16 protein-coding genes are annotated in these 12,648 nt (G+C 65.1%); 7 read left to right on the top strand and 9 right to left on the bottom strand.

The genetic code is table 11. From position 1 onward, the window contains the following. Positions 1-936 carry a DnaJ C-terminal domain-containing protein gene (locus J2X44_RS07115; RefSeq protein WP_310088828.1) on the bottom strand — a complete coding sequence of 312 codons (936 nt, stop codon included), beginning with the start codon at positions 934-936 and terminating at the stop codon, positions 1-3. Positions 937-1,061: 125 nt separating this feature from the next. On the opposite strand from J2X44_RS07115, the gene pdxH reads away from it, so the two are divergent. Together pdxH and J2X44_RS07105 are read left to right on the top strand one after the other, a co-directional pair. Next, positions 1,062-1,640, top strand: a complete 579-nt coding sequence (gene pdxH / locus J2X44_RS07110; protein ID WP_310088827.1) for a pyridoxamine 5'-phosphate oxidase — start codon at positions 1,062-1,064, stop codon at positions 1,638-1,640. Continuing rightward, positions 1,637-2,470 (top strand): PhzF family phenazine biosynthesis protein, encoded by an 834-nt coding sequence (locus J2X44_RS07105; protein WP_310088826.1) that lies wholly within the window; start codon positions 1,637-1,639, stop codon positions 2,468-2,470. Before pdxH ends, J2X44_RS07105 begins: the two co-directional genes overlap by 4 nt. On the opposite strand, the gene J2X44_RS07100 is transcribed toward J2X44_RS07105, so the two are convergent. After that, positions 2,465-3,622 (bottom strand): serine hydrolase, encoded by a 1,158-nt coding sequence (locus J2X44_RS07100; RefSeq protein WP_310088825.1) that lies wholly within the window; start codon positions 3,620-3,622, stop codon positions 2,465-2,467. The two genes, J2X44_RS07105 and J2X44_RS07100, sit on opposite strands and share 6 nt — an antisense overlap. Between J2X44_RS07100 and J2X44_RS07095 the strand changes: the two genes are divergently transcribed. Continuing rightward, positions 3,621-4,052 carry a hypothetical protein gene (locus tag J2X44_RS07095; RefSeq protein ID WP_310088824.1) on the top strand — a complete coding sequence of 144 codons (432 nt, stop codon included), beginning with the start codon at positions 3,621-3,623 and terminating at the stop codon, positions 4,050-4,052. The genes J2X44_RS07100 and J2X44_RS07095 overlap by 2 nt on opposite strands. Here J2X44_RS07095 and J2X44_RS07090 read toward each other — a convergent pair. The 5 genes from J2X44_RS07090 to J2X44_RS07070 all read right to left on the bottom strand — a co-directional run bounded on the left by J2X44_RS07090 (position 4,049) and on the right by J2X44_RS07070 (position 7,621). Beyond that, positions 4,049-4,294, bottom strand: a complete 246-nt coding sequence (locus J2X44_RS07090) for a hypothetical protein (protein ID WP_310088823.1) — start codon at positions 4,292-4,294, stop codon at positions 4,049-4,051. The two genes, J2X44_RS07095 and J2X44_RS07090, sit on opposite strands and share 4 nt — an antisense overlap. Positions 4,295-4,297: 3 nt before the next feature. Continuing rightward, positions 4,298-4,903, bottom strand: coding sequence for an AraC family transcriptional regulator (locus tag J2X44_RS07085; RefSeq protein ID WP_310088822.1), 606 nt, complete (start codon positions 4,901-4,903; stop codon positions 4,298-4,300). 405 nt (positions 4,904-5,308) lie between these two features. Then, positions 5,309-6,232 (bottom strand): alpha/beta hydrolase, encoded by a 924-nt coding sequence (locus tag J2X44_RS07080; protein WP_310088821.1) that lies wholly within the window; start codon positions 6,230-6,232, stop codon positions 5,309-5,311. 256 nt (positions 6,233-6,488) lie between these two features. Beyond that, positions 6,489-7,376, bottom strand: coding sequence for a pirin family protein (locus J2X44_RS07075; RefSeq protein WP_310088820.1), 888 nt, complete (start codon positions 7,374-7,376; stop codon positions 6,489-6,491). Continuing rightward, a complete protein-coding gene (locus J2X44_RS07070) occupies positions 7,373-7,621 on the bottom strand; it encodes a BolA family protein (RefSeq protein ID WP_310089344.1) in 249 nt (82 codons plus the stop codon). The genes J2X44_RS07075 and J2X44_RS07070 overlap by 4 nt, the downstream gene beginning before the upstream one ends. Positions 7,622-7,757: 136 nt before the next feature. Here J2X44_RS07070 and J2X44_RS07065 point away from each other — a divergent pair, with 136 nt between their 5' ends. The 4 genes from J2X44_RS07065 (at position 7,758) to J2X44_RS07050 (ending at position 11,180) form a co-directional block, all read left to right on the top strand. Beyond that, the gene (locus J2X44_RS07065; protein WP_310088819.1) at positions 7,758-8,351 is read left to right on the top strand and encodes a J domain-containing protein; all 594 of its coding nucleotides are present in this window, start codon (positions 7,758-7,760) and stop codon (positions 8,349-8,351) included. A gap of 10 nt (positions 8,352-8,361) precedes the next feature. Then, entirely contained in the window at positions 8,362-8,799 is a 438-nt protein-coding gene (locus J2X44_RS07060; protein WP_310088818.1) for a nuclear transport factor 2 family protein, read from the top strand. Positions 8,800-9,000: 201 nt separating this feature from the next. After that, on the top strand, positions 9,001-9,990 hold the full coding sequence (gene cobS, locus J2X44_RS07055; protein ID WP_310089340.1) for a cobaltochelatase subunit CobS: 990 nt from the start codon (positions 9,001-9,003) through the stop codon (positions 9,988-9,990). Continuing rightward, on the top strand, positions 9,987-11,180 hold the full coding sequence (locus tag J2X44_RS07050) for an alpha/beta hydrolase (RefSeq protein ID WP_310088817.1): 1,194 nt from the start codon (positions 9,987-9,989) through the stop codon (positions 11,178-11,180). The genes cobS and J2X44_RS07050 overlap by 4 nt, the downstream gene beginning before the upstream one ends. Here J2X44_RS07050 and J2X44_RS07045 read toward each other — a convergent pair. Continuing rightward, positions 11,177-11,308 (bottom strand): hypothetical protein, encoded by a 132-nt coding sequence (locus J2X44_RS07045; protein ID WP_310088816.1) that lies wholly within the window; start codon positions 11,306-11,308, stop codon positions 11,177-11,179. The two genes, J2X44_RS07050 and J2X44_RS07045, sit on opposite strands and share 4 nt — an antisense overlap. Continuing rightward, positions 11,305-12,525: an MFS transporter gene (locus J2X44_RS07040; protein ID WP_310088815.1), complete on the bottom strand. Its 1,221-nt coding sequence runs from the start codon at positions 12,523-12,525 to the stop codon at positions 11,305-11,307. The genes J2X44_RS07045 and J2X44_RS07040 overlap by 4 nt, the downstream gene beginning before the upstream one ends. Between the last annotated feature and the right edge of the window lie 123 nt (positions 12,526-12,648).

Raw genomic sequence — 12,648 nt, 5'->3', positions numbered from 1 at the left:
TCACACGCCAAGGTCGGCCCGCACCGCGCGCGGATCGGTCCAGCCGCCGAGCAGCGCGACCAGCGCATCGTCATCGGCGGGCAGATCGATCATCAATCGCACCAGCTGGTCACCGCGGCCGCCGCCCTTCTCGCTGAATCCCTTGCCCTTCAACCGCATGACCTTGCCCGACGTCGATCCGGCGGGGATCGACAGCATCACCGGGCCATCGACCGTCGGCACCTTGACCTTGGCGCCCTTGACCGCCTCGTCCAGCGTCACCGGCAGGTCGAGGCGGATGTTGGCGCCCTCGCGCACGAAAAACGGATGGTCCTTGACCGTGATCGTCACGATGCCGTCGCCGGTGCCGCCGGGCCCCGCCTGCCCCTTGCCCGCCAGGCGCATCTGGGTGCCGGTTTCGACCCCGGCGGGCAGCTTCAGGTCGATGGTGCCGCCATCGGCCAGCGTGATCCGCTGCGGCGCCCGCGTTGCGGCATCGACGAACGACACCGCCAGACGATAGGCGACGTTGGCGCCCTTCTGCGGCGGCGCGCTGCGCCCGCCAAAGCCGCCAAATCCGCCGCCCGCTGCGGCGCCACCGCCGCGCCCGAACAGACCTTCGAAAATGTCGCCGAAGTCGGCGCCCTCGTTGCCAAAGCCGCTGAACCCGCCCGGCCCGCTCCGCTGATCGCCGCGAAACCCACCGCCGCCGCCATAGCCGAACGGCATCGCCGGATTGCCGTCGCCGTCGATTTCGCCGCGGTCGAACTGCGCGCGCTTGGTCTTGTCGGACAATATGTCATACGCCCGCGTGACCTCGGAAAATTTCTCCGACGCCTTCGGGTTGTCCTTGTTCTTGTCGGGGTGCAATTCCTTGGCGAGTTTGCGGTAAGCGGATTTTACCTCCGCTTCGCTCGCGTCCTTTGCGACGCCCAGGGTGGAATAGGGATTGGCCATTTTGTTCCTGTAGCCCGATAAGTGATTGGCCGGGAAGGCCCGATTGCGCGTCGATGTGGTAATGTGTCGCAGCGCGGTCAAGTTCCGCCTTTCGTGCGGCCCTGCGCCGCAGTATGAACGCGCTCATGACAGATGATCCCTTCGCCCTGTTCGACGGCTGGTTTACCGAAGCGCGCGCCAGCGAACCCAATGACGCCAATGCGATGGCGCTGGCGACTACGACCGCCGATGGTCACCCGTCGCTTCGCATGGTGCTGCTCAAGAGGCATGGCGCCGACGGGTTTGTCTTCTACACAAATCTCGACAGCCGCAAGGGCGGCGAGCTAGCGGCAAACCCGCATGTCGCATTGCTGTTCCACTGGAAATCGCTGCGGCGCCAGATCCGCATCGAAGGGCCGGTGAGCCCCGTCGATGACGCGATCGCAGACGCCTATTTCGCGACGCGCGGCCGCGACAGCCAGCTTGGCGCCTGGGCCAGCGACCAGTCGCGCCCACTCGCCGACCGCGCAACTTTCGAGGCGCGCTTCGCCGACATCCAGGCGCGCTTCGACGGACAGGACGTCCCCCGGCCGCCGCGCTGGTCGGGCTGGCGAGTGACCCCTGCCGTGATCGAATTCTGGCAGGACCGCGCCCATCGGCTGCACGAACGCACCCTGTTCACCCGCACCGGCAATGGCTGGTCGAGTGGGATGCTCTACCCATGAGCGCGGCACGGCGCCTGCCGATGAGCCAGGTCGATGCCTTTGCCGACCGCGCCTTCACCGGCAACCCGGCGGCGGTGATGCCGCTCGAGGAATGGCTGGGGGACGGCGTGTTGCAGGCGATCGCGGCCGAGAACAACCTGGCCGAAACCGCCTTTCTGGTGCCTGACGAAAGCGGCGAGGCCGATTATGAGCTGCGCTGGTTCACCCCAACGGTCGAGGTCGCGCTGTGCGGCCATGCGACGCTGGCCAGCGGTCATGTGCTGTTGTCGGCGGCGCCATGGCGGCAGGACATGCGCTTTCGCACTCGCAAGGCGGGTATTTTGCACGTCGCGCGCGTGCTTGGCGACGACGGCGAGGACGCGGGGTATCGCATGACGCTGCCGGCCTATGCGCCAGCCCCCAAAGCGATGCCCGACATCGTCCGCGCGCTTGGCGGCGATGCGGTCGAAACGCAGTGGCACCCCGGCGGCTATGCGGTCATCGCCTATGCTGACACGGCGAGCGTCCGCGCCCTGGAACCCGATTTCCGCGCGCTCAGGGATGGCGGTGACGTGCTGTATATCGCGACCGCGCCCGGCGATGGCGATCGGTCGGGCGCCGACGTCGTCAGCCGTTGCTTTGCGCCCGGTGCCGGGATCGACGAGGATCCGGTCACCGGATCGGCGCACAGCGTGCTGACCCCCTATTGGGCGGCGCGGCTGGGACGTGGCAGTTTCGCGGCGTATCAGGCGAGCAAGCGCGGCGGTCATGTCGGATGCCGTCTCGACGGCGACATGGTCGAGCTGACCGGTCGCTGCGTCACGACGCTGGTCGGCGATTTCCTGCTATAAAGCGGCGGTCAGGTCGGCCAGATGGCGACGCAGCGCCGGGAATTGCTCGCTTTTCGTCACCCCCAGCCGGACGATCGTCACCCGCTGCGACGGCGACACGATGATGTACTGGCCCTGATGGCCGATGCATGCGAACAGGTCGTTGGGGCCGCGGTCGGGCCATAGCGCAGGCTGAGCGCCCGCGGGCCGTGCCCGGTTGAGCCAGATATGCCCGCCATAGCCGCGATCATTTGCCGACGGGCTGAGCATGAAGTCCATCCAGCTTTCGGGCAACAGTCGCTGGCCGTTCACCACCCCATGGTTGCGCAGAAATTCGCCGAAGCGGGCATAGTCGCGCGCCGTCGCGTGCATGATCGAGCCGCCGATCATCGTGCCGTTGGCGTCGAATTCGGGGGTCAGGCTGGTCATGCCCAGCGGTTCGACGAGACGGCCGGTAATGAACTCGCGCATCGCGTCGCGCCGCGCCGCCGGGCTTTGCGACGGGGTCAGCGTGTCGGCCAATATGTCCGACAAGATGACGCTGGTCGCCGAGCTATAGTTGAAAATCTCACCCGGCTGCGCCGCCGCAGGTTTCGCTTCGGCAAACCCCGCCATGTCGGCGGCGCCGGGGCCGAACAACATATCGACGGTATCGCCACGCCAGATCGGATCGCCATTTTCGACATGCTCCAGCCCCGCCGACATATGGAGCAGATGCTTGAGCGTGATGGCGCCGCGCGGATCGCCGCTGCGTTGCCAGGCGGCGACCGGGGCGGGTCCGTCGAGCGCCAATTGTCCGTCGGCGACAAGGAAACCGGTCAGCACCGCGGTGATGCTTTTCGCCATCGACCAGCTGATCAGCTTCGTGTCCGGGCCGAACCCCGCGGCGTAGCGTTCATAGATCGGCTCGCCATCGCGCAGCACGAACAGGGCGCGCGTTTCGCCGACGTCCTCGGCATCGACGAACAAGGCGTCGGCGCGCGCCTTGATCGCTGCGGGCAACACCGGCAGCGGTTGCAGCGTTTCGACCGCCGCCACCCCATCGAGCGAGGCACCGAATTTTGGTGTCGGCGACGCTGGCGCGATATTGCCCTGCCCCATCGCTTGCGCCAGCGACAGGGTTCCGAGCATCGCTAGAGCGGCACTTGCCAGCAGCCGTTTTTTCGTGATCATGGGACCAGTGACTAGCACCAACCCGACCAGTCCTTCAACGGGCGAGACGCCGACCGCGGCGGCGCTGCCCGAAACCCCCAACCCGACCTCACCGCGCCCGCGCAAAACGCCGAGCCGCTGGGGCGGATGTCTGCCGTGGCTGATCGTCCTTGCGGTGCTGCTGGCGGGCTTCGCGATCTGGAAATTCCCGTCGTTCAAGGCACAGGCCGAACTCGGGTCCGCCTATGCGGCGCGCGTCGGCTGTTCGTGCCGCTATGTCCAGGGACGTAGTCTGGAGAGCTGCCAGAGCGATTTCGAGCCGGGTATGGAGATCGTGTCGCTGAGCGAAGACCCGGCGACCAAGACGGTCACCGGCAGCGTCCCCTTGCTCGCCTCGCGCAGCGCACGCTATGCCGGCGCGAGCGGCTGTTTGCTGCGGCCCGAAAACTAAGGCACGATCCGCCGCGCCACTAGCGCGACCACCGCCGGGCCGCCGAACACAAGCAACCAGATCCCCGCTTCCTCGGCCCAGCCATAACCGGCGTAGAGCACCCCGACGAGCAGGTTGCCGATCGATACGAGCAGCCACAGGATCAGGAACATCCGCGTCGCCCGAGCCGCGTCGCGGATCGTGACCCGGAAAACGATCAACAGCGCTAGGCCGGCCAGCAACATGACTACGGTGTGCGACATCGTCTATTCCTCCAAGGCGGGCGGCAAAATTGCCGACACATGCCGCCGCCGCCATTCGCCCGGCGACATGCCGAGCTTGCGGCGAAAGATCGCGCACAAATGCGCGTGGCTGGAAAAGCCGGTGGCAAAGGCGATTTCGGCAACCGACAGCGGCCGGTTCATCAGGAACCAGCAGGCGCGGCGCAGCCGCTGGCGCAGCATATATTGCGCCGGGGTGTAGCCCGTCGCGCGCGCGAAATGGACGATCAGGCTGTTGACCGACATGCCTGCCTCAGCCGCCATCTCTTCGACAGTCAGTGACAGTTCGAGCTGGGTCTGGATATACGCCATCAGATCGTTGATCCGCTGGACGACGGCAGGCGATTCCGGACGGACGACCATTCCGTCCAGCGTCTTGGCGAGAATCACGATCAACGGGTCGGCGGCGGCGGCATCCCCGGCGACCAACGCGCGGATCAGCGCCGCCAGCGTCAGGTCATAATGGCCCGCCAGCGCGCGCGTGTTCGGCGACACCGTCAGCCGCGTCACAGGAATTTCAACCGCGACATAGCGAACGCCGCCGCCCTTTGCCTCGCCGTGATAGCGACGCCCGGCGGGGGCCAGCCACATTTCGCCCGGCAGGGGATCGCCCAGCGAGGTGCGATTTTATCGAGCCATGTCTCGAGCCAATGATAGCTTCCCGCCTCATACAGATAGAGGACGTGGACATCGCGTTCGAATGTCCAGTTCGATGGTCCATCGATCCGGTCGACGATCGATTCGACCCTGAGTCCTCCCACGTCCATGACATGAGTATGGCAAGTTGGGGAGAATCTGAAAGCCTGCTATCTGGGCCAAATCTATGGTTAACTCGCCCCTCCAAAATTAACGGAAGGCGGCAGAAAACGGGGGGAAACTGCCGCTCGCAAAACCCTTTCGCATGTCCCCTGACATGCCAAAACAGACCCCCCCCAGGCGGGCGGCAAACATGCCGCCCGCCACCCTTTTTTTCAGGCTAGCAGGAAATAATCGGGTTCAGTTTCCGGTCAGGAATGCGTCCATCGCCGCGTTGACCGCGTCGGGCGCCTCCCATGGCACAAAATGACCGCAGCCCGCGACGGGAACAATTTTCACTGCGGGAACCAGATCGGCTAGCCCGTCGATGTTGCACGGCGGCAGCGCGACGTCGTCGAGCGCCCAGACGACGAGCGTTGGGATGTTAAGTTTGGGAAACGGCATCGCGGGCGGCTCGGCATAAGGCGCGTCCATTGCCGGGACGACCGCGGGCGAGCCGCGATACCAGTTGATCATCGCGCGGCAGGTGTCGCGATCCTCCCAATCTTTCAGCAATCGGGCGATCTCGTCGGGCGGCTGGATACCGCCGCTCGGCACGCGTCCGGCAAAGGCATGGGCCAGAATCCCGGCGATGCCATGGTCTTCGATGATCGCGTCGCTCGCGGGATCGCGGAAAATGCTGATATACTGGCTTGCCGCGCGCTGCTGATCATTGGTGAACAACAGCCGCTGAAAAATCGCCGGATGCGGCGCATTGGCAATGACGGCGCGCGTCACTCGCCCCGACCACGCGGGATGCAGCCCATTCGGCTGGCCGCCCAGCGCCACCCCCCACGCGATCGCCCCGCCCCAGTCGTGACCGACAATCGTAAATTCGCCGACCCCCAGCGCATCGGCGAGCGCGAAGATGTCGGCGATCAATTTGTCGGGGGTGTAGGATTCGGCATCCTGCGGCTTCGACGAACCGCGATAGCCGCGCTGGTCGGGCGCGATGCAGCGAAAGCGGCTCGCGAAATGCGGCAGTTGATAGCGCCAGGTGCGGTGCGATTCGGGAAAGCCGTGCAGAAAGATCAGCGTCGGCGCATCGCGCGGGCCGATGTCGACGACGTCGAGTTCAACGCCGGTCGATAGCTTCACGCGCTGCTGTTCGAAATCACCGATCATCCGCCCCCTCCTTTAGTTTTGTTTCGCAACCAATCTGGCCGGGATCATTGCGGCTGGCAAGTGGGCTCTGCCTTGGGCCGGGCGCGGCAAGCATGGTCGGCTTTGGGGTGGGAAACGGATATTCACCAGATTCGTCATCCCCGCGAAAGCGGGGACCCAGAGCGTGCGTAGGCTAACCCCACCCTAGGTTCCCGCTTTCGCGGGAATGACGAAGTTGTAGGATCCGGAACGTCTAGTTCTGGTAGTTTGCGGCCCCTTATGGATAACTCACCGTCTTCGGAACCTCCGGAATCGGGATGAATTCCTCGCTGTCGCCCGGCACCAAGGGAAATTTGCCATCTTTCCAATCATGCTTCGCCTGATTGATCCGGCCACGCGACGAGCTGACGAAATTCCACCACACATGGCGCGGCGTCGGGAACGCCTCACCGCCAAGCAGCATCACCCGCGCGTCGCTATCGGCGCGCAGCGTCATCGCCTGCCCGGGTTTCAGGATATAGAGGCTGTGGCGATCGAGCCGCTCGCCATCGAGGCTGGCGTCGCCGAGCGCCACCAGCACCGCGCGCTCGTCGGCCTCAGCCTCGATCGGAATGCTTGCACCGGCGTTCATCAGAATGTCGGCATAGATGGTCGCGGCGTGCTGGGTGATCGGCGACATGGCGCCCCACAGGCTGCCCATGATGATCCGCGCCGACACGCCGCCGTCTTCGATCAGCGGCAGATCGTCCTTTCCGACATGCTCGAACGCTGGATCGATTTCCTCCATACCGTCAGGGAGCGCGAGCCAGGTCTGCATCCCCGAGATGCCCGATCCGCTGGCGCGCTCAGCCGCCGGGGTCCGCTCCGAATGGACGATCCCGCGGCCTGCGGTCATCAAATTGCACGCACCCGGACGGATCGTCGCCAAGGTGCCCAGGCTGTCGCGATGCTCGATCGCGCCGTCGAACAAATAGGTCACGGTCGCCAGGTTGATATGCGGGTGCGGCCGCACGTCCATGCCCGCCCCGATGTCGAAATGCGCCGGACCGAATTGATCGACGAAGATGAAGGGACCGACCATCGTGCGTGCTTTGCTGGGCAGCGTGCGCCGCACCTCGAAAGCGCCGAGGTCGTGGGTCGACGGGGTGATGATGTCCATTGTCATTCGCCCGGCGCCGTTGCCTTGATCGCCAGCGCATGGACGCGCTGTCCCGGCAGGTCGCCCAGCGCCTTGTTCACCGCCCGCTGCCGCGCGACGCGATTCTGGCCCGCAAAGCCCGCCCATTCGATGGTCAGGCTGAAATGCGATTCGCCCGATCCGTCGTCGCCGGCGTGGCCATGATGCTGGGCGCTGTCGTTGCTGACCTTGAAGGATGCCCCCGGAAAAGCCCCCGCCAGCAACGCTTCCATCTCGGCCTGCACCTGTCCCATAACCATCTTTGACCCTCAAATCCGTTTGTGCTGAGCTTGTCGAAGCACCGTATTTCCCTATTTAGGAGGAATAACGGCCCTTCGACAAGCTCAGGGCGAACGGACTTTTGGATCATTGCCCTCGTCACCCCGCCCTAACCGCTTCCATGGCCGCATTCCGCGCGACGCGCCGTGCGCCGCGCCCGGATGCCGCGAACCCGGCGAATTTCGCGCCCCGATGGCGTGGACGCGCTCGCCCGACGGGCCGCCGCAATATCGCTGGCTGTGCCTCGACCATGTCCGCGAGTTCAATGCAGGCTATAATTTTTTCGAAGGCATGAACGCCGATCAGATCATGGCGGCGCAATCACCGACCGCTGGCTGGGAAACCGAAAGCCGAACCTTCCGCGCCGCCGGCAGCGCCGACCTGCCGCCGCGCTGGGCCGATTTCAAGGATCCGATCGACGCGCTGGGGGCGCGCTTTCGCCAGCGGATGGACGAAGCGCGGCGCGAGGCGGCCAACCCCGCGCTGACGCGCGAGGAACATGCCGCAATGCAATTGCTCGGCCTGCCCGCCGATGCTGACCGCGCCGCGCTCAGACGGCGTTACAGCGAGCTCGTCCGCCGCTATCATCCCGACCGCAACGGCGGCGACCGCAGTTTCGAGTCGCGTCTGGGCGAGGTCGTCGCGGCGTATCAACTGCTGCGCAAGACCAAGGCTTTCGCGTAGGGAGGGTTGGATGGGGGACTTGGACGACGCCCGGATCGCAGTGGTTCGCCGCCATATGGCGCTGGAAATCACGCACGACTGGGATGGCGTCATCGCGACGTTCGACCATCCGCGTTACGAATTGCTGGGGCCAGGCACCGTGTTCGACGGCAAAGCCGCGGTGCGATCCTATTTCGCGGCGTCGCGCGAACCCTTTCCCGATCAGGCGAACGAAGTGATCGCGATTGCCGCCGATGGTGCGACCGACACGGTGCTGGTCGAATTCTGGCTGACCGGCACCCATCTCGGCCCGCTGAAGCTCGGCCCGCGGACGATCGCTCCGACCGGCAAGGCGTTTCGCATCCGGATGGCGGCCAGTTTCGTCTTTGCCCCGGGCAGCGACAAGATCGTCTGCGAACGCCCCTATTATGACCAGTCGGCGGTGATGAAGGCGCTCGGCCTCCTCTGAAAAGGCGTTGCAAGGCGAAACCCTTGACGATACCGCGCTCCAACAGTCGGCGGGAATGCCCCGACTCCTCTTCCTCGTCACCCTGAACTTGTTTCAGGGTCTATGGCCCGACCTTTCCGCTGGCGCGACGTCAAACGAGAGCCACGGCCATGGATGCTGAAACAAGTTCAGCATGACGATCCTGAAATGATGGACGCGATCATGACCGATATTCCGAACAGCCTTCCCGATCACCACGGCTCGACGCTCCTCGCCGCGCCCGATGTCGAGGTCAGCGCGCGCGAGCTGTTCGGGGTGGATATCGACATGATGGTCCCTGCCTTCAGCGAAGCCGACGAGCGCGTCCCCGACCTCGACCCCGCCTATGTGTTCGATGGCGACACCACCCTCGCGATCCTGGCGGGGTTCAAATACAACCGCCGCGTCATGGTCCAGGGCTATCATGGCACCGGCAAGTCGACGCATATCGAACAGGTTGCGGCGCGGCTGAAATGGCCGTGCATCCGCGTCAACCTGGATGCGCATATCAGCCGTATCGATCTGGTGGGCCGCGACGCGATCGTGCTGCGCGATGGCCAGCAGGTCACCGAATTTCGCGAAGGCCTCCTCCCCTGGGCATTGCAGACGCCGACCGCGCTCGTCTTCGACGAATATGACGCGGGGCGCCCCGATGTGATGTTCGTGATCCAGCGGGTGCTGGAGACCGAGGGCAAGCTGACCCTGCTTGACCAGAACCGCGTCATCCGCCCGAACCCGCATTTCCGCCTGTTCTCGACCGCGAACACCGTCGGGCTCGGCGACACGAGCGGGCTGTATCACGGCACGCAACAGATCAACCAGGGCCAGATGGACCGTTGGAACATCGTCGTCACCCTGAACTATCTGCCCGCCGCGACCGAAAGCGCGATCATCCTGGCCAAGGTGCCCGGCACCGACGACACGACGGTCGCCAACATGGTCAAGGTCGCCGACCTGTCGCGCCAAGGCTTTATCAACGGCGACATCTCAACCGTGATGAGCCCGCGCACCGTGATCAGCTGGGCGCAGAATGCCGCTATCTTCAACAACCTCGGCTTTGCCTTCCGCCTGACCTTCCTCAACAAATGCGATGAGGCCGAGCGGATGATCGTCGCCGAATATTATCAGCGGGTGTTCGGCGAAGACCTGCCCGAAAGCGTCATCGGCAAGTGATTCCGGTCCGCCGCCTGACGGTCGCCGCCGCGGCGCTGGCTCTGTCAGGGTGCGGCATTGCCGCGGTCGATTACGGCCCCGTCCCGCACGCCGCCTATGTCACCGACCCGCGCTGCGCCCCGCAGCCGGGTGCCACCGTCGATGGCGACGCGCTGCCGCTATTTTTTGCAACCAGCCGCCTGCCCGACTGCCGCACCCCCGACATCAGCCTGCTGCGGCACCGCGGCGATATGATCCGCTATGGCCGCTTTGCCGTGCCGACCGAAACCGAGGTCGGTGGCAAGAAAAAGCTGCGGACGCCGATGGCGTTCCAGAACTCGGCCGACTGGTGGACGGCCTTGCAGGCCGAAACCGACCGGCGGCAGGGGCGCGTCCTGCTCTATGTCCATGGCTATCGCGAGACGTTCGAATCGACATCGAAGGACGCGGCGCAGATCGCACGGATGACCGGCTTCGACGGGCCGGTGATCGAATATAGCTGGCCGTCGCAGGGCGAAGTGCTGAGCTATGCGGTCGACGAGACCAACATGTATCACGACGTCCGCAACTTTCGCGACTTCCTGAAAACGCTGGCCGAACGGCCGTGGGTCAAGGAAATCGTCGTCGTGTCGCACTCGCTGGGGGCGCGGCTGGTCATTCCGGCGATCGCCTATGTCGATCGCGCGTCGAGCAGCGCGGACAGCAGCAACATCTCGAACGTCATCCTGGCCTCACCCGACATCGACCGCGAAACATTCGAACGCGACATCGAGGAAGAGGTGCTGTCGGCGCGGCGGGTCGCCAACGACCGGCGAATCACCGTCTATGTGTCACACGCCGACAAGGCGCTCGCCGCGTCGCGGGCATTGCACGGTTATCCGCGGCTCGGTTCACCCTATTGCTTCGACCCATTCGAAGCCGCCGATCTGAAAGCCAAAGGCTTGCCGGTGCGCTGTTACCCGGTGGCGCGCGCCGGGCTGACGGTGGTCGATACCACCGACGTGTCGCGCAGCGCGACCGGCCACAGCAATTTCCTGCGCAGCGCGGTGGCTTGCCGCGATTTTGTCGATGTCGTCGCGGGCAAGCGGACGCGGCCCGAACGGATGGCGACGCTCCTTGCGCACACCTTTCGCCTCGTTCCCGATCCCGCCGACCCGAAGCCCGACGACGAAGCGATTTGCAACCGGTTGCCCGTGACCGCCGCGCCTTAAAAGCCGCACAGGATCGCGAAATTAGCGAGCCAGACGACTGGCCCCGCCCCGGTCCACAGCCACAAGCCGCCGACCGCAATGACCGCGAACAGCGCCAGTGCGATCCCGTCCTGCCGCTGCAACCTCATGCCGGTTGCAGCCGCCGGACCGGCGCGTCGGCGATCGGCAGGTGAACAAGGACCGCGAACAGCCCGAGCGCGATCGATATGCCCCAGGCGATGTTATAGCTGCCGGTGGCGTCGAAGATCAGCCCCGCCATCCACGCGCCGAAAAAGCTGCCGACCTGGTGGCTGAGGAACACGATGCCATAGAGCATCGAGAGGTAGCGGATGCCAAAGATGCGCCCGACGATGCCGCTGGTCAGCGGTACGGTGCCGAGCCACAGGAATCCCATCGCCCCCGCGAATACCAGCGCGCTGGCGTGGGTGATTGGCAGGAAGAGGAATAGCGCGATGACGGCAGAGCGCGCGACATAGACCCCCGACAACACATATTTCTGCCGCAGCACGTCGCCGGCGCGACCGAAGATGTACGAACCGAGGATGTTGAACAGCCCGACGAGCGCCAGCACCTGCGCGCCGATCGCGATCCCCAGCCCCTTGTCGTCGAGATAGGCGGGCAGATGCGTCGCGATGAAGGCGATGTGGAATCCGCAGACGAAAAATCCCGCGTTGAGCAGCCAGAAGCCGCGGTGGAGCGACGCCTCGCGCAGCGCCTCACGCGCGGTTTGTTCGACCTCCGCAGCGAGCCCGGGCCCGCCATCGGTACGGCCGGCGACCCCGATCGCGAGCAACCCGCACAGCGCAACCAGCCCTGCCATGATCCACAGCGTCTGATGATAGCCGACATCGCCGAGCAGCATCGACGCCAGCGGCACGACGAGGAACTGGCCGAGCGAACCGCCCGCGGTGACGATGCCGAACGCGCTGCTGCGCTTTTCGGGGCTGACCACGCGCCCCACCGCGCCCAGCACGACGACAAAGGTCGTCGCGGACTGCGCCATGCCGATGAAAATGCCGAAACTGATGTGCAGCCCGATCGCATCGGTCGCAAACGCCGCGCCGATCAGCCCAAGCGCATAGACCAGAGCCCCCGCCAGCACGACCCGCCCCGCGCCATGCTTGTCGGCCAGCGCGCCGACGAAGGGCTGAACCAGCCCGAACAGCAGATTTTGCAGTGCCATCGCCAGCCCGAAATCCGACCGGCTGATCCCGATATCGATGCTCATCTGTGGCAGGAACAGCCCGAACGACTGCCGCACCCCCATCGCCAGGGTGACGATGAACGCGGCGCAGGCAATGACAATCCACGGGCGTTTCATCGCAGATGTTGTCGGGGAGATCATAGGTTGCCGGATGCAACCCTTACTGCGTCGGGTCAAGCGAACATAGCTATGGCGGCCTTCACTCCCTCTTCGTCACCCCGGACTTGATCCGGGGTCCCGCTCAGAAACGTCGAAAAGCGGGAC

This window comes from Sphingopyxis sp. BE259, from assembly GCF_031457495.1.
Taxonomy (GTDB): Bacteria; Pseudomonadota; Alphaproteobacteria; order Sphingomonadales; family Sphingomonadaceae; genus Sphingopyxis.
Note: the sequence above shows the minus strand (reverse complement) of the source record. Positions and strands in the feature narration are given on the sequence as shown.